Raw genomic sequence first — 22653 nt, forward strand, 5'->3', positions numbered from 1 at the left:
TTTTCATATCAGTAAACACATCACCCTTTATCGTTTGGATTGAGGGCCTCTGTCAACCGCTGATGCACTTCCTGCTGCAACTCGTTATTAAGCGCACGCCGGTCAGCGGTGGCAATTATGAATAAATCTTCTACTCGCTCGCCAATGGTTGTAATTCGGGCACCATGAAGCGAAATTCCCAGATCGGCAAAAATTTTCCCGACTCTCGCCAGCAGTCCTGGCTGGTCGAGCGCGATAAGCTCAAGGAACGATTTGCGGTCGGTATGGGTCGGCAAAAACGTTACTTCGGTTTCAACAGTAAAATGGCGTAATTTGGCGGGTTGGCGACGGGGCTGCGGTGGCTGCCAGCTACTTTGCGTCAGTACTTGCTCCAGACCAAACCGAATAACCTCATGACGATCTGCGGACAGCGGGCTGCCATCGGGTTCCAGCACGATAAAGGTATCCATCGCCATACCGTCGCGAGTGGTGAAAATTTGTGCGTCGTGAACACTTAAATTGCGGCGGTCTAATTCGGCACAGACGGCGGCAAACAGATAGGGGCGGTCCGGGCTCCAGATAAAAATCTCGGTGCCTCCACGCGTAGCCTGCGGGCTAAGCAATACCAGTGGTTTGCTTAAATCATGCTGTAATAAATGGCGGGCATGCCAGGCCAGTTGATTTGGGCTATGGCGGACAAAATAGTTAGCACGACAGCGTGACCAAATTTGGTGCAGCGCCTCTTCGTCGATGTTATCCATGCGCAGTAGTGCCAGTGCCTGGAGTTGGTGATGGCGAACCCGTTCGCGCATATCCGGCGTGTTTTGCATTCCGCGTCGTAGCTGCTTTTCGGTGGCAAAATAGAGTTCGCGCAACAGACTTTGCTTCCAGCTATTCCACAGCGTTTCGTTGGTGGCGCAAATGTCAGCCACTGTCAGGCATACCAGATAGCGCAGACGATTTTCCGTTTGAACTTCTTCGGCAAACTGCTTGATGACTTCAGGGTCCTGAATATCGCGGCGTTGTGCTGTCACCGACATCAGCAAGTGCTGGCGAACCAGCCAGGCAACCAGCTGTGTTTCGCGTGAGTTCAGCCCGTGGAGTTCTGCAAAATGCACTACATCCTGAGCACCGAGAATGGAGTGGTCGCCGCCGCGTCCTTTGGCGATATCGTGAAACAGCGCGGCGATGAAAATCAGCTCAGTTGACGGCAGGCGCGGCCAGACGTCCACACACAACGGATGGCGCTGGCGCGTTTCTTCACTGGCAAAACTCTCCAGTTTCAGCATCACGCGGATAGTATGTTCATCCACCGTGTAGGCGTGGAACAGATCAAACTGCATCTGCCCGACGATATGCGACCATTGCGGCATATACGCGCCGAGCACGCTATGGCGATGCATTGGCAATAGCCCGCGCCGCACCGCTCCGGGGTGACGCAGAATGCTCAAAAACAGTTTTCGTGCTTCCGGAATATTACACAGCGGTTGTTGCAGATGGCGACGGGCATGGCGTAACTGGCGCAGCGTGGTGGAGTAAATGCCGGTGATCGCACTGTTGCGCACCATGGTGTAGAACATACGCAAGATGGCTTCCGGCTGGCGCATAAATAGTGTTTCATCACGCAGGTCGATTAGCGTACCGCGTAGCTGAAACTCATCGTCGATTGGACGTGGTTTTTCGTCGGCAGGAAGGGCGAGGATGGCTTCATCGAACAGTTGCAGCAGCATCTGGTTGAGTTCACTGACGCGGCGTGTAACGCGGAAGTAATCCTTCATCATCCGCTCGACCGGTTCGTTGCCTTCACCACTGTAATTCAGACGCTGAGCGACGCTAAGTTGGCGATCGAATAACAGGCGATTATCGTAACGGCTGACGACCAGATGCAGGGCAAAGCGAATACGCCACAGTATATGCAGACATTCGTTTAATTCCGCCCGCTCCGCTGAGGTTAAGAAGCCAAACCCAACCATTTCATCCAGCGATGTTGCGCCAAAATGACGGCGGGCCACCCATTGCAGAGTGTGGATATCGCGCAAGCCGCCAGGGCTACTTTTGATGTCTGGTTCAAGATTGTAGCTGGTGCCGTGGTAACGCTGATGGCGCTGGTTCTGTTCTTCAACTTTCGCCGCGTAGAACTTGTCGGAAGGCCAGAATCCTTCGCTAAAAATATGTTTTTGCAGTTCGAGGAAGAGCGCAACATCGCCAATTAATAAGCGGGATTCGATTAAATTGGTGGCGACGGTTAAATCCGATAACCCTTCCAGCATGCACTCTTCAAGCGTGCGCACACTATGACCGACTTCCAGCTTTACATCCCAGAGCAGCGTTAACAGCTCGCCCACTTTTTGCGCCTGATCGTCCGGGAGCTTTTTACGGCTTAAAATCAGTAAATCGATGTCAGAAAGTGGATGCAGCTCGCCACGACCGTAGCCACCGACGGCGACCAATGCCAGGTCGGCAATCTGGCTGAATCCCGCTTCAATCCATAATCGTTGCAGGAGCTGGTCGATAAACTCGGTGCGCGCCTCAATCAACTGTTCTGCAGAGATCCCATTGTCAAAGGCATCACCAGCCAACGCTGGAAAGTATCTATATGGGCTTTTATCCCACCGACGGTTAATTCATCACGGGGCCAGACGCATGGATTTTGCGGTTGACCGGGCAGGGTGGGGAGAGCGGTGTTTGCGTACTGTTCTGGAAGGGTATTCATTGTGCGCCACTCATAAGATTAAATTATCGCATTAAAAAAGCCGGCATTCGCCGGCTTCATCTTATTCGTCGTGCGAGATTATCGCCGGGATGGTGTCATCCTTGCGTAGCGTCAGAATTTCGCAGCCGTTATCAGTCACCACAATAGTATGCTCATATTGTGCAGACAAGCTGCGATCTTTGGTTTTTACCGTCCAGCCATCTTTCATGGTGCGGATCTCTTTTTTACCCGCGTTGACCATTGGCTCGATGGTGAACGTCATCCCAGGTTTCAGTACGACGTTGGTTTCACGGGAGTCATAGTGCAGCACCTGCGGTTCTTCATGGAAGCCGCGACCAATACCGTGTCCGCAATATTCACGAACGACGGAGAAGCCTTCTGCTTCGACAAACTTCTGAATCGCCGCACCGATTTCGCGCAGGTTAATGCCTGGTTTGACCATGCGCAGCGCCAGGTACAGGCTTTCTTGCGTGATGCGGCACAGACGTTCGCCCATGATGGTCGGCTTACCGACGATAAACATTTTCGAGGTATCGCCGTGGAAACCATCTTTGATTACGGTGACATCAATGTTAACGATATCGCCATCTTTCAGCAGCTTCGCATCGTCCGGGATACCGTGGCACACCACTTCATTAATAGAGATGCAAACGGATTTCGGATAGCCGTGATAGCCGAGGCAGGCAGAAACCGCGTGTTGTTCATTAACAATGTAATCATTACAGATGCGATCCAGCTCGCCGGTGCTGACGCCCGGTTTAACATACGGTTCGATCATCTCCAGCACTTCGGCAGCCAGTCGGCCAGCGACGCGCATTTTTTCGATATCTTCTGGGGTCTTGATTGAGATAGCCATTAATTCTGTCCATCAGCGTCGGTGATACCGACAATATATATGTAAGTGCCGTCAATGGTATCACACCCGGGCAAATTGAGAATCATTCTGAATTTCGCCAAACGTGCCACTGAACGTTTTCTATAATAGAAAATTCAACGTCTGATGCTGTACACAGCGCCAACAATTATTGGTGTCCATGACGTATTTGTGGTATAAAGCGCGCCGGACTTCCGATCCATTTCGTATACACAGACTGGACGGAAGCGACAATCTCACTTTGTGTAACAACACACACGTATCGGCACATATTCCGGGGTGCCCTTTGGGGTCGGTAATATGGGATACGTGGAGGCATAACCCCAACTTTTATATAGAGGTTTTAATCATGGCAACTGTTTCCATGCGCGACATGCTCAAGGCTGGTGTTCACTTCGGTCACCAGACCCGTTACTGGAACCCGAAAATGAAGCCGTTCATCTTCGGTGCGCGTAACAAAGTTCACATCATCAACCTTGAGAAAACTGTACCGATGTTCAACGAAGCTCTGGCTGAACTGAACAAGATTGCTTCTCGCAAAGGTAAAATCCTTTTCGTTGGTACTAAACGCGCTGCAAGCGAAGCGGTGAAAGACGCTGCTCTGAGCTGCGACCAGTTCTTCGTGAACCATCGCTGGCTGGGCGGTATGCTGACTAACTGGAAAACCGTTCGTCAGTCCATCAAACGTCTGAAAGACCTAGAAACTCAGTCTCAGGACGGTACTTTCGAAAAGCTGACCAAGAAAGAAGCGCTGATGCGCACTCGTGAGCTGGAGAAACTGGAAAACAGCCTGGGCGGTATCAAAGACATGGGCGGTCTGCCGGACGCTCTGTTTGTAATCGATGCTGACCACGAACACATTGCTATCAAAGAAGCAAACAACCTGGGTATTCCGGTATTTGCTATCGTTGATACCAACTCTGATCCGGACGGTGTTGACTTCGTTATCCCGGGTAACGACGACGCAATCCGTGCTGTGACCCTGTACCTGGGCGCTGTTGCTGCAACCGTACGTGAAGGCCGTTCTCAGGATCTGGCTTCCCAGGCGGAAGAAAGCTTCGTAGAAGCTGAGTAATAAGGCTTGATAACTCCCCCAAAATAGTTCGAGTTGCAGAAAGGCGGCAAGCTCGAGAATTCCCGGGAGCTTACATCAGTAAGTGACCGGGATGAGCGAGCGAAGATAACGCATCTGCGGCGCGAAATATGAAGGGGGAGAGCCCTTATAGACCAGGTAGTACACGTTTGGTTAGGGGGCCTGCATATGGCCCCCTTTTTCACTTTTATATCTGTGCGGTTTAATGCCGGGCAGATCACATCTCCGAGGATTTTAGAATGGCTGAAATTACCGCATCCCTGGTAAAAGAGCTGCGTGAGCGTACTGGCGCAGGCATGATGGATTGCAAAAAAGCACTGACTGAAGCTAACGGCGACATCGAGCTGGCAATCGAAAACATGCGTAAGTCCGGTGCTATTAAAGCAGCGAAAAAAGCAGGCAACGTTGCTGCTGACGGCGTGATCAAAACCAAAATCGACGGCAACTACGGCATCATTCTGGAAGTTAACTGCCAGACTGACTTCGTTGCAAAAGACGCTGGTTTCCAGGCGTTCGCAGACAAAGTTCTGGACGCAGCTGTTGCTGGCAAAATCACTGACGTTGAAGTTCTGAAAGCACAGTTCGAAGAAGAACGTGTTGCGCTGGTAGCGAAAATTGGTGAAAACATCAACATTCGCCGCGTTGCTGCGCTGGAAGGCGACGTTCTGGGTTCTTATCAGCACGGTGCGCGTATCGGCGTTCTGGTTGCTGCTAAAGGCGCTGACGAAGAGCTGGTTAAACACATCGCTATGCACGTTGCTGCAAGCAAGCCAGAATTCATCAAACCAGAAGACGTATCCGCTGAAGTGGTAGAAAAAGAATACCAGGTACAGCTGGATATCGCGATGCAGTCTGGTAAGCCGAAAGAAATCGCAGAGAAAATGGTTGAAGGCCGCATGAAGAAATTCACCGGCGAAGTTTCTCTGACCGGTCAGCCGTTCGTTATGGAACCAAGCAAAACTGTTGGTCAGCTGCTGAAAGAGCATAACGCTGAAGTGACTGGCTTCATCCGCTTCGAAGTGGTGAAGGCATCGAGAAAGTTGAGACTGACTTTGCAGCAGAAGTTGCTGCGATGTCCAAGCAGTCTTAATTATCAAAAAGGAGCCGCCTGAGGGCGGCTTCTTTTTGTGCCCATCTTGTAAATTCAGCTAACCCTTGTGGGGCTGCGCTGAAAAGCGACGTACAATGTCGCTAGTATTAATTCATTTCAATCGTTGACAGTCTCAGGAAAGAAACATGGCTACCAATGCAAAACCCGTCTATAAACGCATTCTGCTTAAGTTGAGTGGCGAAGCTCTGCAGGGCACTGAAGGCTTCGGTATTGATGCAAGCATACTGGATCGTATGGCTCAGGAAATCAAAGAACTGGTTGAACTGGGTATTCAGGTTGGTGTGGTGATTGGTGGGGGTAACCTGTTCCGTGGCGCTGGTCTGGCGAAAGCGGGTATGAACCGCGTTGTGGGCGACCACATGGGGATGCTGGCGACCGTAATGAACGGCCTGGCAATGCGTGATGCACTGCACCGCGCCTATGTGAACGCTCGTCTGATGTCCGCTATTCCATTGAATGGCGTGTGCGACAGCTACAGCTGGGCAGAAGCTATCAGCCTGTTGCGCAACAACCGTGTGGTGATCCTCTCCGCCGGTACAGGTAACCCGTTCTTTACCACCGACTCAGCAGCTTGCCTGCGTGGTATCGAAATTGAAGCCGATGTGGTGCTGAAAGCAACCAAAGTTGACGGCGTGTTTACCGCTGATCCGGCGAAAGATCCAACCGCAACCATGTACGAGCAACTGACTTACAGCGAAGTGCTGGAAAAAGAGCTGAAAGTCATGGACCTGGCGGCCTTCACGCTGGCTCGTGACCATAAATTACCGATTCGTGTTTTCAATATGAACAAACCGGGTGCGCTGCGCCGTGTGGTAATGGGTGAAAAAGAAGGGACTTTAATCACGGAATAATTCCCGTGATGGATAAATAAGGGTAAGATTCCGCGTAAGTATCGCGGGGGCGTAAGTCTGGTTATAAGGCGTTATTGTTGCAGGCAGTTTGGTCACGGCCAGCGCGCAGCAACCGGAGCGTACAAAAGTACGTGAGGATGGCGAGCACTGCTCGGGGCCAAAATGGCAAATAAAATAGCCTAATAATCCAGACGATTACCCGTAATATGTTTAATCAGGGCTATACTTAGCACACTTCCACTGTGTGTGACTGTCTGGTCTGACTGAGACAAGTTTTCAAGGATTCGTAACGTGATTAGCGATATCAGAAAAGATGCTGAAGTACGCATGGACAAATGCGTAGAAGCGTTCAAAACCCAAATCAGCAAAATACGCACGGGTCGTGCTTCTCCCAGCCTGCTGGATGGCATTGTCGTGGAATATTACGGCACGCCGACGCCGCTGCGTCAGCTGGCAAGCGTAACGGTAGAAGATTCCCGTACTCTGAAAATCAACGTGTTTGATCGTTCAATGTCTCCGGCCGTTGAAAAAGCGATTATGGCGTCCGATCTTGGCCTGAACCCGAACTCTGCGGGTAGCGACATCCGTGTTCCGCTGCCGCCGCTGACGGAAGAACGTCGTAAAGATCTGACCAAAATCGTTCGTGGTGAAGCAGAACAAGCGCGTGTTGCAGTACGTAACGTGCGTCGTGACGCGAACGACAAAGTGAAAGCACTGTTGAAAGATAAAGAGATCAGCGAAGACGACGATCGCCGTTCTCAGGACGATGTACAGAAACTGACTGATGCTGCAATCAAGAAAATTGAAGCGGCGCTGGCAGACAAAGAAGCAGAACTGATGCAGTTCTGATTTCTTGAACGACAAAAACGCCGCTCAGTAGATCCTTGCGGATCGGCTGGCGGCGTTTTGCTTTTTATTCTGTCTCAACTCTGGATGTTTCATGAAGCAACTCACCATTCTGGGCTCGACCGGCTCGATTGGTTGCAGCACGCTGGACGTGGTGCGCCATAATCCCGAACACTTCCGCGTAGTTGCGCTGGTGGCAGGCAAAAATGTCACTCGCATGGTAGAACAGTGCCTGGAATTCTCTCCCCGCTATGCCGTAATGGACGATGAAGCGAGTGCGAAACTTCTTAAAACGATGCTACAGCAACAGGGTAGCCGCACCGAAGTCTTAAGCGGGCAACAAGCCGCTTGCGATATGGCAGCGCTTGAGGATGTTGATCAGGTGATGGCAGCCATTGTTGGCGCTGCTGGGCTGTTACCTACGCTTGCTGCGATCCGCGCGGGTAAAACCATTTTGCTGGCCAATAAAGAATCACTGGTTACCTGCGGACGTCTGTTTATGGACGCCGTAAAGCAGAGCAAAGCGCAATTGTTACCGGTCGATAGCGAACATAACGCCATTTTTCAGAGTTTACCGCAACCTATCCAGCATAATCTGGGATACGCTGACCTTGAGCAAAATGGCGTGGTGTCCATTTTACTTACCGGGTCTGGTGGCCCTTTCCGTGAGACGCCATTGCGCGATTTGGCAACAATGACGCCGGATCAAGCCTGCCGTCATCCGAACTGGTCGATGGGGCGTAAAATTTCTGTCGATTCGGCTACCATGATGAACAAAGGTCTGGAATACATTGAAGCGCGTTGGCTGTTTAACGCCAGCGCCAGCCAGATGGAAGTGCTGATTCACCCGCAGTCAGTGATTCACTCAATGGTGCGCTATCAGGACGGCAGTGTTCTGGCGCAGCTGGGGGAACCGGATATGCGTACGCCAATTGCCCACACCATGGCATGGCCGAATCGCGTGAACTCTGGCGTGAAGCCGCTCGATTTTTGCAAACTAAGTGCGTTGACATTTGCCGCACCGGATTATGATCGTTATCCATGCCTGAAACTGGCGATGGAGGCGTTCGAACAAGGTCAGGCAGCGACGACAGCATTGAATGCCGCAAACGAAATCACCGTTGCTGCTTTTCTTGCGCAACAAATCCGCTTTACGGATATCGCTGCGTTGAATTTATCGGTACTGGAAAAAATGGATATGCGCGAACCACAATGTGTGGACGATGTGTTATCTGTTGATGCGAACGCGCGTGAAGTCGCCAGAAAAGAGGTGATGCGTCTCGCAAGCTGAGGATAATCCGGCTACAGAGAGTCTCGCTATTTGTTAGCGTAGGGCTTCAGTGATATAGTCTGCGCCATCTGATCGTAAGTAGTTGGCTTTATAAGGTCAGGTATGCCGTGGTTTTGCACGGCTTTTTTTTGTATAGGCTTCAGTATTCCTGAGTACCGTAAACCCTGTCAGGGAATAAAAAACGCGTGATGTTGTCTGCTACTCAACCACTTAGCGAAAAATTGCCAGCGCATGGCTGCCGTCATGTTGCGATCATTATGGACGGCAATGGTCGCTGGGCAAAAAAGCAAGGGAAGATTCGTGCCTTTGGGCATAAAGCCGGGGCAAAATCCGTCCGCCGGGCTGTCTCTTTTGCGGCCAACAACGGTATTGAGGCGTTAACGCTGTATGCCTTTAGTAGTGAAAACTGGAACCGACCAGCGCAGGAAGTCAGTGCGTTAATGGAACTGTTTGTGTGGGCGCTCGATAGCGAAGTAAAAAGTCTGCACCGACATAACGTGCGTCTGCGTATTATTGGCGATACCAGTCGCTTTAACTCGCGTTTGCAAGAATGTATTCGTAAATCTGAAGCGCTAACAGCCGGGAATACCGGTCTGACGCTGAATATTGCGGCGAACTACGGTGGACGTTGGGATATAGTCCAGGGAGTCAGGCAACTGGCTGAAAAGGTGCAGCAAGGAAACCTGCAACCAGATCAGATAGATGAAGAGATGCTAAACCAGCATGTCTGTATGCATGAACTGGCCCCTGTAGATTTAGTAATTAGGACTGGGGGGGAGCATCGCATTAGTAACTTTTTGCTTTGGCAAATTGCCTATGCCGAACTTTACTTTACAGATGTTCTCTGGCCCGATTTCGATGAACAAGACTTTGAAGGGGCGTTAAATGCCTTTGCTAATCGAGAGCGTCGTTTCGGCGGCACCGAGCCCGGTGATGAAACAGCCTGATGGGGGGCGCTTTTGCTGAAGTATCGCCTGATATCTGCTTTTGTGTTAATACCCGTCGTCATCGCGGCGTTGTTTCTGTTGCCGCCGGTGGGGTTCGCCATTGTAACGCTGGTGGTCTGCATGCTGGCAGCGTGGGAATGGGGACAGCTTAGCGGTTTTACCACTCGTTCGCAGCGAGTATGGTTGGCGGTGTTATGCGGGTTATTGTTGGCGCTGATGCTTTTTCTGTTGCCGGAATATCACCGAAATATTCATCAACCGCTGGTTGAAATCTCACTTTGGGCTTCGCTGGGTTGGTGGATTGTCGCGCTATTGCTGGTGCTGTTTTACCCAGGTTCCGCAGCAATCTGGCGTAATTCTAAAACATTGCGCCTTATTTTTGGCGTGCTAACCATTGTTCCCTTCTTCTGGGGCATGCTGGCGTTACGGGCCTGGCACTATGACGAGAATCATTACAGTGGCGCAATATGGCTGCTCTATGTCATGATCCTGGTATGGGGCGCTGACTCCGGCGCATATATGTTTGGCAAATTGTTTGGTAAACATAAGCTGGCACCGAAGGTTTCTCCGGGTAAAACCTGGCAAGGCTTTATAGGTGGACTCGCTACTGCAGCGGTAATCTCATGGGGTTATGGCATGTGGGCGAATCTCGACGTCGCTCCCGTCACCTTACTCATTTGCTCTATTGTCGCAGCGTTAGCCTCAGTGCTCGGCGATCTGACCGAGAGTATGTTTAAGCGTGAAGCAGGAATTAAGGACAGCGGTCATTTAATTCCAGGACACGGTGGTATTTTAGATCGTATTGATAGCCTGACGGCTGCGGTACCGGTCTTTGCTTGCTTGTTGTTACTGGTATTCAGGACGCTTTAACGGAAGGTAATATGCTGAGTTTTCTCTGGGATTTGGCTTCGTTCATCGTTGCACTGGGTGTACTTATCACCGTGCATGAATTTGGTCATTTCTGGGTTGCCCGGCGTTGTGGTGTTCGCGTTGAGCGTTTCTCAATAGGGTTTGGTAAGGCGCTCTGGCGGCGAACTGATAAGCTCGGCACCGAATATGTTATCGCCCTGATCCCGCTGGGCGGTTATGTCAAAATGCTGGATGAGCGCGCAGAACCGGTCGTTCCGGAACTCCGCCACCATGCCTTCAATAATAAATCTGTTGGCCAACGAGCGGCGATTATTGCCGCAGGTCCGGTTGCAAACTTCATTTTTGCTATCTTTGCCTACTGGCTGGTTTTTATTATTGGTGTGCCTGGCGTACGTCCGGTGGTTGGTGAAATGGCAGCCAATTCGATAGCTGCGGAAGCACAAATTGCACCAGGTACGGAACTAAAAGCCGTAGATGGTATCGAAACGCCTGATTGGGATGCCGTGCGTTTGCAGTTGGTCGATAAAATTGGCGATGAAAGCACCACCATTACAGTAGCGCCATTTGGCAGCGACCAACGGCGGGATGTAAAGCTCGATTTACGTCACTGGGCGTTTGAGCCTGATAAAGAAGATCCGGTATCTTCGCTGGGGATTCGTCCTCGTGGGCTGCAAATTGAACCTGTACTGGAAAATGTGCAGCCAAACTCGGCGGCAAGCAAGGCAGGTTTGCAAGCAGGCGACAGGATCGTTAAAGTCGATGGTCAGCCCTTAACGCAGTGGGTGACCTTTGTGATGCTTGTCCGGGATAACCCGGGTAAATCCTTAGCGTTAGAAATCGAAAGGCAGGGAAGTCCCTTGTCTTTGACATTAATCCCGGAGAGTAAACCGGGTAATGGTAAAGCGATTGGTTTTGTCGGTATTGAGCCGAAAGTCATTCCTTTGCCAGATGAGTATAAAGTTGTACGCCAGTATGGGCCGTTCAACGCCATCGTCGAAGCCACGGACAAAACGTGGCAGCTGATGAAGCTGACGGTCAGTATGCTGGGAAAATTGATCACCGGTGATGTGAAACTGAACAACCTCAGTGGGCCGATCTCTATCGCCAAGGGGGCTGGGATGACAGCGGAACTCGGGGTAGTTTATTACCTGCCGTTTCTTGCGCTTATTAGCGTGAACTTAGGGATAATTAACCTGTTTCCGTTGCCCGTACTTGACGGGGCGCATCTGCTGTTCCTTGCGATCGAAAAGATCAAGGGCGGACCGGTATCCGAGCGGGTTCAAGACTTTTGTTATCGCATTGGCTCGATTCTGCTGGTGCTGTTAATGGGGCTTGCACTTTTCAATGATTTCTCTCGGTTATGAGAGTTAGTTAGGAAGAACGCATAATAACGATGGCGATGAAAAAGTTGCTCATAGCGTCGCTGCTGTTTAGCAGCGCCACCGTATACGGTGCTGAAGGGTTCGTAGTGAAAGATATTCATTTCGAAGGCCTTCAGCGTGTCGCCGTTGGTGCGGCCCTCCTCAGTATGCCGGTGCGTACAGGCGACACGGTTAATGATGAAGATATCAGTAATACCATTCGCGCTCTGTTTGCTACCGGCAACTTTGAGGATGTTCGCGTCCTTCGTGATGGTGATACCCTTCTGGTTCAGGTAAAAGAACGTCCGACCATTGCCAGCATTACTTTCTCCGGTAACAAATCGGTGAAAGATGACATGCTGAAGCAAAACCTCGAGGCTTCTGGTGTGCGTGTGGGCGAATCCCTCGATCGCACCACCATTGCCGATATCGAGAAAGGTCTGGAAGACTTCTACTACAGCGTCGGTAAATATAGCGCCAGCGTAAAAGCTGTCGTGACCCCGCTGCCGCGCAACCGTGTTGACCTAAAACTGGTGTTCCAGGAAGGTGTGTCAGCTGAAATCCAGCAAATTAACATTGTTGGTAACCATGCTTTCACCACCGACGAACTGATCTCTCATTTCCAACTGCGTGACGAAGTGCCGTGGTGGAACGTGGTAGGCGATCGTAAATACCAGAAACAGAAACTGGCGGGCGACCTTGAAACCCTGCGCAGCTACTATCTGGATCGCGGTTATGCCCGTTTCAACATCGACTCTACCCAGGTCAGTCTGACGCCAGATAAAAAAGGTATTTACGTCACGGTGAACATTACCGAAGGCGATCAGTACAAGCTTTCTGGCGTTGAAGTGAGCGGCAACCTTGCCGGGCACTCCGCTGAAATTGAGCAGCTGACTAAGATCGAGCCGGGCGAGCTGTATAACGGCACCAAAGTGACCAAGATGGAAGATGACATCAAAAAGCTTCTCGGTCGCTATGGTTATGCCTATCCGCGCGTACAGTCGATGCCTGAAATTAACGATGCCGACAAAACCGTTAAATTACGCGTGAACGTTGATGCGGGTAACCGTTTCTACGTGCGTAAGATCCGTTTTGAAGGTAACGATACCTCGAAAGATGCCGTCCTGCGTCGCGAAATGCGTCAGATGGAAGGTGCATGGCTGGGAAGCGATCTGGTCGATCAGGGTAAGGAGCGTCTGAATCGTCTGGGCTTCTTTGAAACTGTCGATACCGATACCCAACGTGTTCCGGGTAGCCCGGACCAAGTAGATGTAGTCTACAAGGTGAAAGAACGTAACACCGGTAGCTTCAACTTCGGGATTGGTTACGGTACTGAAAGTGGCGTGAGCTTCCAGGCTGGCGTGCAACAGGATAACTGGTTAGGTACAGGTTATGCTGTTGGTATCAACGGGACCAAAAACGATTACCAGACCTATGCTGAATTGTCGGTAACCAACCCGTACTTCACTGTAGATGGTGTAAGCCTCGGTGGTCGTCTCTTCTATAATGACTTCCAGGCAGATGACGCCGACCTGTCCGACTATACCAACAAGAGTTATGGTACAGACGTGACGTTGGGCTTCCCGATCAACGAATATAACTCGCTGCGTGCAGGTCTGGGTTATGTACATAACTCCCTGTCCAACATGCAGCCTCAGGTTGCGATGTGGCGTTATCTGTACTCTATGGGTGAACATCCGAGCACCTCTGATCAGGATAACAGCTTCAAAACGGACGACTTCACGTTCAACTATGGTTGGACCTATAACAAGCTTGACCGTGGTTACTTCCCGACAGATGGTTCACGTGTCAACCTGACCGGTAAAGTGACCATTCCTGGATCGGATAACGAATACTACAAAGTGACGTTAGACACGGCGACTTATGTGCCGATCGATGACGATCACAAATGGGTTGTTCTGGGGCGTACCCGCTGGGGTTATGGTGATGGTTTAGGCGGCAAAGAGATGCCGTTCTACGAGAACTTCTATGCCGGTGGTTCCAGCACGTCCGTGGCTTCCAGTCCAATACCATTGGTCCGAAAGCAGTTTACTTCCCGCATCAGGCCAGTAATTATGATCCGGACTATGATTACGAATGTGCGACTCAGGACGGCGCGAAAGACCTGTGTAAATCGGATGATGCTGTAGGCGGTAACGCCATGGCGGTTGCCAGCCTCGAGTTCATCACCCCGACGCCGTTTATTAGCGATAAGTATGCTAACTCGGTTCGTACTTCCTTCTTCTGGGATATGGGTACCGTTTGGGATACAAACTGGGATTCCAGCCAATATTCTGGATATCCGGACTATAGTGATCCAAGCAATATCCGTATGTCTGCGGGTATCGCATTACAATGGATGTCCCCATTGGGGCCGTTGGTGTTCTCCTACGCCCAGCCGTTCAAAAAGTACGATGGAGACAAGGCAGAACAGTTCCAGTTTAACATCGGTAAAACCTGGTAAGTGTTCTCCACAAAGGAATGTAGTGGTAGTGTAGCGATGACTTTAGGCGATCAATATAAGATCGCCGGGCCACGCAAAGAACTGCACCCTCCGGTGCAAATGGGATGGTAAGGAGTTTATTGTGAAAAAGTGGTTATTAGCGGCAGGTCTCGGTTTAGCACTGGCAACTTCTGCTCAGGCGGCTGACAAAATTGCAATCGTCAATATGGGCAGCCTGTTCCAGCAGGTAGCGCAGAAAACCGGTGTTTCTAACACGCTGGAAAATGAGTTCAAAGGCCGTGCCAGCGAACTGCAGCGTATGGAAACCGATCTGCAGGCTAAAATGAAAAAGCTGCAGTCCATGAAAGCGGGCAGCGATCGCACTAAGCTGGAAAAAGACGTGATGGCTCAGCGCCAGACTTTTGCTCAGAAAGCGCAGGCTTTTGAGCAGGATCGCGCACGTCGTTCCAACGAAGAACGCGGCAAACTGGTTACTCGTATCCAGACTGCTGTGAAATCCGTTGCCAACAGCCAGGATATCGATCTGGTTGTTGATGCAAACGCCGTTGCTTACAACAGCAGCGATGTAAAAGACATCACTGCCGACGTACTGAAACAGGTTAAATAAGTAATGCCTTCAATTCGACTGGCTGATTTAGCGCAGCAGTTGGATGCAGAACTACACGGTGATGGCGATATCGTCATCACCGGCGTTGCGTCCATGCAATCTGCACAAACAGGTCACATTACGTTCATGGTTAACCCAAAATACCGTGAGCATTTAGGCTTGTGCCAGGCGTCCGCGGTTGTCATGACCCAGGACGATCTTCCTTTCGCGAAAAGTGCCGCGCTGGTAGTGAAGAATCCCTACCTGACTTACGCGCGCATGGCGCAAATTTTAGATACCACGCCGCAGCCCGCGCAGAACATTGCACCCAGTGCGGTGATCGACGCGACGGCGAAGCTGGGGAACAATGTATCGATTGGCGCTAACGCGGTGATTGAATCCGGCGTTGAACTGGGCGATAACGTGATTATCGGTGCCGGTTGCTTCGTAGGTAAAAACAGCAAAATCGGTGCAGGTTCGCGTCTCTGGGCGAACGTAACCATTTACCATGAGATCCAGATCGGTCAGAATTGCCTGATCCAGTCCGGAACAGTGGTAGGCGCAGACGGCTTTGGTTATGCCAACGATCGTGGTAACTGGGTTAAGATCCCACAGATTGGTCGCGTAATTATTGGCGATCGCGTGGAGATCGGTGCCTGCACTACCATCGATCGCGGCGCGCTGGATGACACTGTTATTGGCAATGGCGTGATCATTGATAACCAGTGCCAGATTGCACATAACGTCGTGATTGGCGACAATACGGCGGTTGCCGGTGGCGTCATTATGGCGGGCAGCCTGAAAATTGGTCGTTACTGCATGATCGGCGGAGCCAGCGTAATCAACGGGCATATGGAAATATGCGACAAAGTGACGGTTACGGGCATGGGTATGGTGATGCGTCCCATCACTGAACCAGGCGTCTATTCCTCAGGCATTCCGCTGCAACCCAACAAAGTCTGGCGCAAAACCGCTGCACTGGTGATGAACATTGATGACATGAGCAAGCGTCTGAAATCGCTTGAGCGCAAGGTTAATCAACAAGACTAACGTTCCATCTTTTGTTCGCCAAACTTTACGGCCTGTCTCATTCTTACGATTGCGGCAGGCGTGTTATTATTGTCGTTTCTTATATTTTGACAGGAAGAGTATCTTGACTACTAACACTCATACTCTGCAGATTGAAGAGATTTTAGAACTTCTGCCGCACCGTTTCCCGTTCTTACTGGTGGATCGCGTGCTGGATTTTGAAGAAGGTCGTTTTCTGCGCGCAGTAAAAAATGTCTCTGTCAATGAGCCATTCTTCCAGGGCCATTTCCCTGGAAAACCGATTTTCCCGGGTGTGCTGATTCTGGAAGCAATGGCACAGGCAACAGGTATTCTGGCGTTTAAAAGCGTAGGAAAACTGGAACCGGGTGAGCTGTACTACTTCGCTGGTATTGACGAAGCGCGCTTCAAGCGCCCGGTCGTGCCTGGCGATCAAATGATCATGGAAGTCACTTTCGAAAAAACGCGCCGCGGCCTGACCCGTTTTAAAGGGGTTGCTCTGGTCGATGGTAAAGTAGTTTGCGAAGCAACGATGATGTGTGCTCGTAGCCGGGAGGCCTGATACGTGATTGATAAATCCGCCTTTGTGCATCCAACCGCCATTGTGGAAGAGGGCGCGTCAATTGGCGCGAACGCACACATTGGTCCTTTTTGTATCGTTGGACCCCATGTCGGAATTGGTGAGGGTACCGTACTGAAATCTCACGTTGTCGTGAATGGTCATACTAAAATTGGCCGCGATAATGAGATTTATCAGTTCGCCTCCATCGGCGAAGTTAACCAGGATCTGAAATATGCTGGCGAACCGACCCGTGTGGAAATCGGCGATCGTAACCGCATTCGCGAAAGCGTCACCATTCATCGTGGCACAGTCCAGGGCGGTGGATTGACGAAGGTGGGCAGCGACAACTTACTGATGATCAACGCGCACATTGCGCACGATTGTACGGTAGGTAACCGCTGTATTCTCGCCAACAACGCAACGCTGGCGGGTCACGTATCGGTTGACGACTTCGCGATCATCGGCGGCATGACCGCAGTCCATCAGTTCTGCATCATTGGTGCGCACGTGATGGTTGGCGGCTGCTCCGGTGTGGCGCAGGACGTCCCTCCTTATGTCATTGCGCAGGGTAACCACGCAACGCCGTTCGGTGTCAATATCGAAGGGCTGAAGCGCCGCGGATTCAGCCGTGAGGCGATTACCGCTATCCGCAATGCGTATAAGCTGATTTATCGTAGCGGTAAAACGCTCGATGAAGTGAAACCGGAAATTGCTGAACTGGCGGAAACATATCCGGAAGTGAAAGCCTTTACCGATTTCTTTTCACGCTCAACGCGCGGTCTGATTCGTTAATGACTGAACAGCGTCCATTAACGATTGCCCTGGTCGCCGGAGAAACCTCCGGCGATATCCTGGGGGCCGGTTTAATCCGCGCTCTGAAAGAACGTGTGCCCAACGCCCGCTTTGTTGGTGTTGCCGGGCCACGAATGCAGGCTGAAGGCTGCGAAGCCTGGTACGAAATGGAAGAACTGGCGGTGATGGGCATTGTTGAAGTGCTCGGTCGTCTGCGTCGCTTACTGCATATTCGTGCCGATCTGACAAAGCGTTTTGGCGAACTGAAGCCAGATGTTTTTGTTGGTATTGATGCGCCTGACTTCAATATTACTCTTGAAGGTAACCTCAAAAAGCAGGGTATCAAAACCATTCATTACGTCAGTCCGTCAGTCTGGGCGTGGCGACAGAAACGTGTTTTCAAAATAGGCAGAGCCACCGATCTGGTGCTCGCATTTCTGCCTTTCGAAAAAGCGTTTTATGACAAATACAACGTACCGTGCCGCTTTATCGGTCATACCATGGCTGATGCCATGCCATTAGATCCAGATAAAAATGCCGCCCGTGATGTGCTGGGGATCCCTCACGATGCCCACTGCCTGGCGTTGCTACCGGGGAGCCGTGGTGCAGAAGTTGAAATGCTTAGTGCCGATTTCCTGAAAACGGCCCAGCTTTTGCGCCAGACATATCCGGATCTCGAAATCGTGGTGCCACTGGTGAATGCCAAACGCCGCGAGCAGTTTGAACGCATCAAAGCTGAAGTCGCGCCAGACTTTTCAGTTCATTTGCTGGATGGGATGGGCCGTGAGGCGATGGTCGCCAGCGATGCGGCGCTACTGGCGTCGGGTACGGCAGCCCTGGAGTGTATGCTGGCGAAATGCCCGATGGTGGTGGGATATCGCATGAAGCCTTTTACCTTCTGGTTGGCGAAGCGGCTGGTGAAAACTGATTATGTCTCGCTGCCAAATCTGCTGGCGGGCAGAGAGTTAGTCAAAGAGTTATTGCAGGAAGAGTGTGAGCCGCAAAAACTGGCTGCGGCGCTGTTACCGCTGTTGGCGAACGGGAAAATCAGCCACGCGATGCACGATACCTTCCGTGAACTGCATCAGCAGATCCGCTGCAATGCCGATGAGCAGGCGGCACAAGCCGTTCTGGAGTTAGCACAATGATCGAATTTGTTTATCCGCACACGCAGCTGGTTGCGGGTGTGGATGAAGTCGGACGCGGGCCGTTAGTTGGCGCGGTCGTCACCGCTGCGGTGATCCTTGACCCGGCGCGCCCGATTGCCGGGCTGAATGATTCCAAAAAGCTGAGCGAAAAACGCCGTCTGGCGCTCTGTGAAGAGATCAAAGAGAAAGCGTTGAGCTGGAGTCTGGGCCGCGCGGAACCCCACGAAATCGACGAGCTGAACATTCTTCATGCGACCATGCTGGCGATGCAGCGTGCCGTCGCTGGGCTGCATATTGCGCCGGAATATGTGTTGATTGATGGTAACCGCTGCCCGAAATTACCGATGCCTGCGATGGCTGTGGTGAAAGGCGATAGCCGCGTACCGGAAATCAGTGCCGCGTCTATCCTGGCGAAAGTGACGCGTGACGCCGAAATGGCGGCGCTGGATATTGTTTTCCCGCAATATGGTTTTGCCCAACACAAAGGGTACCCAACCGCTTTTCATCTGGAAAAACTGGCTGAACACGGCGCGACCGAACACCATCGGCGCAGCTTTGGGCCTGTCAAACGCGCACTGGGACTTGCGTCCTGATTCTTGTGTCGAGATTAAGTAAACCGGAATCTGAAGATGTCTGAACCACGTTTCGTACACCTGCGGGTGCACAGCGACTACTCGATGATCGATGGCCTGGCCAAAACTGCACCGTTGGTAAAAAAGGCGGCGGCGTTGGGTATGCCAGCACTGGCGATCACCGATTTCACCAACCTTTGTGGTCTGGTGAAGTTCTACGGAGCGGGACATGGCGCAGGGATTAAGCCTATCGTCGGGGCAGATTTTAACGTCCAGTGCGACCTGCTGGGTGATGAGTTAACCCACCTGACGGTACTGGCGGCGAACAATACCGGCTATCAGAATCTGACGTTGCTGATCTCAAAAGCGTATCAGCGCGGGTACGGTGCCGCTGGGCCGATCATCGATCGCGACTGGCTTATCGAATTAAATGAAGGGTTGATCCTTCTTTCCGGCGGGCGCATGGGCGACGTCGGACGCAGTCTTTTGCGTGGTAACAGCGCGCTGGTAGATGAGTGTGTCGCGTTTTATGAAGAACACTTCCCGGATCGCTATTTTCTCGAGCTGATCCGCACCGGCAGGCTGGATGAAGAAAGCTATCTGCACGCGGCGGTGGAACTGGCGGAAGCGCGCGGTTTGCCCGTCGTGGCGACTAACGATGTGCGCTTTATCGACAGCAGCGACTTTGACGCACACGAAATCCGCGTCGCGATCCACGACGGCTTTACCCTCGACGATCCTAAACGCCCGCGTAACTATTCGCCGCAGCAATATATGCGTAGCGAAGAGGAGATGTGTGAGCTGTTTGCCGACATCCCCGAAGCCCTTGCCAACACCGTTGAGATCGCCAAACGCTGTAACGTAACTGTGCGTCTTGGTGAATACTTCCTGCCGCAGTTCCCGACCGGGGACATGAGCACCGAAGATTATCTGGTCAAGCGTGCAAAAGAGGGCCTGGAAGAGCGTCTGGCCTTTTTATTCCCTGACGAGGAAGAACGTGTTAAGCGCCGCCCGGAATATGACGAACGTCTGGAGACTGAACTTCAGGTTATCAACCAGATGGGCTTCCCGGGCTACTTCCTCATCGTTATGGAATTTATCCAGTGGTCGAAAGATAACGGCGTACCGGTAGGGCCAGGCCGTGGCTCCGGTGCGGGTTCACTGGTGGCCTACGCGCTGAAAATCACCGACCTCGATCCGCTGGAATTTGACCTGCTGTTCGAACGTTTCCTTAACCCGGAACGTGTCTCCATGCCTGACTTCGACGTTGACTTCTGTATGGAGAAACGCGATCAGGTTATCGAGCACGTAGCGGACATGTACGGTCGTGATGCGGTATCGCAGATCATCACCTTCGGTACAATGGCGGCGAAAGCGGTGATCCGCGACGTAGGCCGCGTGCTGGGGCATCCGTACGGCTTTGTCGATCGTATCTCGAAACTGATCCCGCCCGATCCGGGGATGACGCTGGCGAAAGCGTTTGAAGCCGAGCCGCAGCTGCCGGAAATCTACGAAGCGGATGAAGAAGTTAAGGCGCTGATCGACATGGCGCGCAAACTGGAAGGGGTCACCCGTAACGCCGGTAAGCACGCCGGTGGGGTGGTTATCGCGCCGACCAAAATTACCGATTTTGCGCCGCTTTACTGCGATGAAGAGGGCAAACATCCGGTCACCCAGTTTGATAAAAGCGACGTTGAATACGCCGGACTGGTGAAGTTCGACTTCCTTGGTTTGCGTACGCTCACCATCATCAACTGGGCGCTGGAGATGATCAACAAGCGGGGGGCGAAGAATGGCGAGCCGCCGCTGGATATCGCCGCGATCCCGCTGGATGACAAGAAAAGCTTCGACATGCTGCAACGCTCGGAAACCACGGCGGTATTCCAGCTTGAATCGCGCGGCATGAAGGACCTGATCAAGCGTCTGCAACCTGACTGCTTCGAAGATATGATCGCACTGGTGGCGCTGTTCCGCCCAGGTCCGTTGCAATCAGGGATGGTGGATAACTTTATCGACCGTAAACATGGTCGCGAAGAAATCTCCTATCCGGACGTACAGTGGCAGCATGAAAGCCTGAAACCGGTACTGGAGCCAACCTACGGCATCATCCTGTATCAGGAACAGGTCATGCAGATTGCGCAGGTGCTTTCTGGTTATACCCTCGGTGGCGCGGATATGCTGCGTCGTGCGATGGGTAAGAAAAAGCCGGAAGAGATGGCTAAGCAGCGTTCTGTATTTGCTGAAGGTGCAGAAAAGAACGGAATCAACGCCGAACTGGCGATGAAAATCTTCGACCTGGTGGAGAAATTCGCGGGTTACGGATTTAACAAATCGCACTCTGCGGCCTATGCTTTGGTGTCATATCAAACGTTATGGCTGAAAGCGCACTATCCGGCGGAGTTTATGGCGGCGGTAATGACCGCCGATATGGACAACACCGAGAAGGTGGTGGGCCTGGTGGATGAGTGCTGGCGGATGGGGCTGAAAATCCTGCCACCAGATATAAACTCCGGTCTTTACCATTTCCACGTCAACGACGACGGCGAAATCGTGTATGGTATTGGCGCCATCAAAGGGGTAGGTGAAGGTCCGATTGAGGCCATCATCGAAGCCCGTAATAAAGGCGGCTACTTCCGCGAACTGTTTGATCTCTGCGCCCGTACCGACACCAAAAAGTTAAACCGGCGGGTGCTGGAAAAACTGATCATGTCCGGGGCGTTTGACCGTCTTGGGCCACACCGCGCGGCGCTGATGAACTCGCTGGGTGATGCGTTAAAAGCGGCAGATCAACACGCGAAAGCGGAAGCTATCGGTCAGGCCGATATGTTCGGCGTGCTGGCCGAAGAGCCGGAACAAATTGAACAATCCTACGCCAGCTGCCAACCGTGGCCGGAGCAGGTGGTGTTAGATGGGGAACGTGAAACGTTAGGTCTGTACCTTACGGGACACCCTATCAACCAGTATTTAAAAGAGATTGAGCGTTATGTCGGAGGCGTAAGGCTGAAAGACATGCACCCGACAGAACGTGGTAAAGTCATCACGGCTGCGGGGCTCGTTGTTGCCGCGCGGGTTATGGTCACCAAGCGCGGCAATCGTATCGGTATCTGCACGCTGGATGACCGTTCCGGGCGGCTGGAAGTGATGTTGTTTACTGACGCCCTGGATAAATACCAGCAATTGCTGGAAAAAGACCGCATACTTATCGTCAGCGGACAGGTCAGCTTTGATGACTTCAGCGGTGGGCTTAAAATGACCGCTCGCGAAGTGATGGATATTGACGAAGCCCGGGAAAAATATGCTAGCGGGCTTGCTATCTCGCTGACGGACAGGCAAATTGATGACCAGCTTTTAAACCGACTCCGTCAGTCTCTGGAACCCCACCGCTCTGGGACAATTCCAGTACATCTCTACTATCAGAGGGCGGATGCACGCGCGCGGTTGCGTTTTGGCGCGACGTGGCGTGTCTCTCCGAGCGATCGTTTATTAAACGATCTCCGTGGCCTCATTGGTTCGGAGCAGGTGGAACTGGAGTTTGACTAATACAGG

General features: G+C 51.9%; 15 protein-coding genes and 3 pseudogenes. 16 read left to right on the forward strand and 2 right to left on the reverse strand.

All coding sequences use genetic code 11. The features are described 5' to 3' along the window. Nucleotides 1–20: 20 nt before the first annotated feature. Together glnD and map are read right to left on the reverse strand one after the other, a co-directional pair. Nucleotides 21–2692 (reverse strand): annotated as a pseudogene (gene glnD, locus BFF42_RS17265) (bifunctional uridylyltransferase/uridylyl-removing protein GlnD). Between the two features lie 61 nt (nt 2693–2753). Next, nucleotides 2754–3548, reverse strand: coding sequence for a type I methionyl aminopeptidase (gene map, locus BFF42_RS17270; RefSeq protein WP_001018194.1), 795 nt, complete (start codon nt 3546–3548; stop codon nt 2754–2756). Between the two features lie 367 nt (nt 3549–3915). On the opposite strand from map, the gene rpsB reads away from it, so the two are divergent. From rpsB to dnaE, 16 genes and pseudogenes are all read left to right on the forward strand, one after another. Continuing rightward, a complete protein-coding gene (rpsB, locus tag BFF42_RS17275) occupies nt 3916–4641 on the forward strand; it encodes a 30S ribosomal protein S2 (protein ID WP_000246884.1) in 726 nt (241 codons plus the stop codon). Nucleotides 4642–4898: 257 nt separating this feature from the next. Beyond that, nucleotides 4899–5749 (forward strand): annotated as a pseudogene (tsf, locus tag BFF42_RS17280) (translation elongation factor Ts). Nucleotides 5750–5895: 146 nt separating this feature from the next. Next, nucleotides 5896–6621 (forward strand): UMP kinase, encoded by a 726-nt coding sequence (pyrH, locus tag BFF42_RS17285; protein ID WP_000224573.1) that lies wholly within the window; start codon nt 5896–5898, stop codon nt 6619–6621. 291 nt (nt 6622–6912) lie between these two features. Then, nucleotides 6913–7470, forward strand: a complete 558-nt coding sequence (frr, locus tag BFF42_RS17290) for a ribosome recycling factor (protein WP_000622418.1) — start codon at nt 6913–6915, stop codon at nt 7468–7470. A gap of 91 nt (nt 7471–7561) precedes the next feature. Then, entirely contained in the window at nt 7562–8758 is a 1197-nt protein-coding gene (gene ispC, locus BFF42_RS17295; RefSeq protein ID WP_000811923.1) for a 1-deoxy-D-xylulose-5-phosphate reductoisomerase, read from the forward strand. Between the two features lie 188 nt (nt 8759–8946). Beyond that, nucleotides 8947–9705 (forward strand): (2E,6E)-farnesyl-diphosphate-specific ditrans,polycis-undecaprenyl-diphosphate synthase, encoded by a 759-nt coding sequence (gene ispU / locus BFF42_RS17300; protein WP_005039433.1) that lies wholly within the window; start codon nt 8947–8949, stop codon nt 9703–9705. 12 nt (nt 9706–9717) lie between these two features. Beyond that, nucleotides 9718–10575 (forward strand): phosphatidate cytidylyltransferase, encoded by an 858-nt coding sequence (gene cdsA, locus BFF42_RS17305; RefSeq protein ID WP_000922446.1) that lies wholly within the window; start codon nt 9718–9720, stop codon nt 10573–10575. Nucleotides 10576–10586: 11 nt separating this feature from the next. After that, a complete protein-coding gene (gene rseP, locus BFF42_RS17310) occupies nt 10587–11939 on the forward strand; it encodes a sigma E protease regulator RseP (RefSeq protein ID WP_012421466.1) in 1353 nt (450 codons plus the stop codon). A 29-nt stretch (nt 11940–11968) separates the two neighbouring features. Continuing rightward, nucleotides 11969–14400: pseudogene (gene bamA, locus BFF42_RS17315) on the forward strand (outer membrane protein assembly factor BamA). 121 nt (nt 14401–14521) lie between these two features. After that, complete coding sequence (gene skp / locus BFF42_RS17320; RefSeq protein WP_000758956.1) at nt 14522–15007, forward strand: molecular chaperone Skp; 486 nt, start codon at nt 14522–14524, stop codon at nt 15005–15007. Between the two features lie 3 nt (nt 15008–15010). Then, on the forward strand, nt 15011–16036 hold the full coding sequence (lpxD, locus tag BFF42_RS17325) for a UDP-3-O-(3-hydroxymyristoyl)glucosamine N-acyltransferase (protein WP_001139282.1): 1026 nt from the start codon (nt 15011–15013) through the stop codon (nt 16034–16036). A gap of 103 nt (nt 16037–16139) precedes the next feature. Further along, nucleotides 16140–16595 carry a 3-hydroxyacyl-ACP dehydratase FabZ gene (fabZ, locus tag BFF42_RS17330; protein WP_000210739.1) on the forward strand — a complete coding sequence of 152 codons (456 nt, stop codon included), beginning with the start codon at nt 16140–16142 and terminating at the stop codon, nt 16593–16595. A gap of 3 nt (nt 16596–16598) precedes the next feature. Beyond that, complete coding sequence (gene lpxA, locus BFF42_RS17335) at nt 16599–17387, forward strand: acyl-ACP--UDP-N-acetylglucosamine O-acyltransferase (protein WP_000565978.1); 789 nt, start codon at nt 16599–16601, stop codon at nt 17385–17387. Then, entirely contained in the window at nt 17387–18535 is a 1149-nt protein-coding gene (gene lpxB, locus BFF42_RS17340; RefSeq protein ID WP_000139665.1) for a lipid-A-disaccharide synthase, read from the forward strand. The genes lpxA and lpxB overlap by 1 nt, the downstream gene beginning before the upstream one ends. Beyond that, nucleotides 18532–19128: a ribonuclease HII gene (gene rnhB, locus BFF42_RS17345; protein WP_000569419.1), complete on the forward strand. Its 597-nt coding sequence runs from the start codon at nt 18532–18534 to the stop codon at nt 19126–19128. The genes lpxB and rnhB overlap by 4 nt, the downstream gene beginning before the upstream one ends. Nucleotides 19129–19164: 36 nt before the next feature. Next, nucleotides 19165–22647 carry a DNA polymerase III subunit alpha gene (gene dnaE / locus BFF42_RS17350; protein WP_039060002.1) on the forward strand — a complete coding sequence of 1161 codons (3483 nt, stop codon included), beginning with the start codon at nt 19165–19167 and terminating at the stop codon, nt 22645–22647. The last annotated feature ends 6 nt before the right edge of the window (nt 22648–22653 follow it).

Source organism: Shigella sp. FC1661 (genome assembly GCF_001712525.1).
Taxonomy (GTDB): domain Bacteria; phylum Pseudomonadota; class Gammaproteobacteria; order Enterobacterales; family Enterobacteriaceae; genus Escherichia; species Escherichia coli.

Bases quoted from the DNA above. Each gene is read 5' to 3' on its own strand.
- pyrH (WP_000224573.1), top strand. From the start codon at position 5,896: ATGGCTACCAATGCAAAACCCGTCTATAAACGCATTCTGCTTAAGTTG.
- rseP (WP_012421466.1), top strand. From the start codon at position 10,587: ATGCTGAGTTTTCTCTGGGATTTGGCTTCGTTCATCGTTGCACTGGGT.
- rpsB (WP_000246884.1), top strand. From the start codon at position 3,916: ATGGCAACTGTTTCCATGCGCGACATGCTCAAGGCTGGTGTTCACTTC.
- ispC (WP_000811923.1), top strand. From the start codon at position 7,562: ATGAAGCAACTCACCATTCTGGGCTCGACCGGCTCGATTGGTTGCAGC.
- rnhB (WP_000569419.1), top strand. From the start codon at position 18,532: ATGATCGAATTTGTTTATCCGCACACGCAGCTGGTTGCGGGTGTGGAT.
- lpxB (WP_000139665.1), top strand. From the start codon at position 17,387: ATGACTGAACAGCGTCCATTAACGATTGCCCTGGTCGCCGGAGAAACC.
- ispU (WP_005039433.1), top strand. From the start codon at position 8,947: ATGTTGTCTGCTACTCAACCACTTAGCGAAAAATTGCCAGCGCATGGC.
- dnaE (WP_039060002.1), top strand. From the start codon at position 19,165: ATGTCTGAACCACGTTTCGTACACCTGCGGGTGCACAGCGACTACTCG.
- map (WP_001018194.1), bottom strand. From the start codon at position 3,548: ATGGCTATCTCAATCAAGACCCCAGAAGATATCGAAAAAATGCGCGTC.
- lpxD (WP_001139282.1), top strand. From the start codon at position 15,011: ATGCCTTCAATTCGACTGGCTGATTTAGCGCAGCAGTTGGATGCAGAA.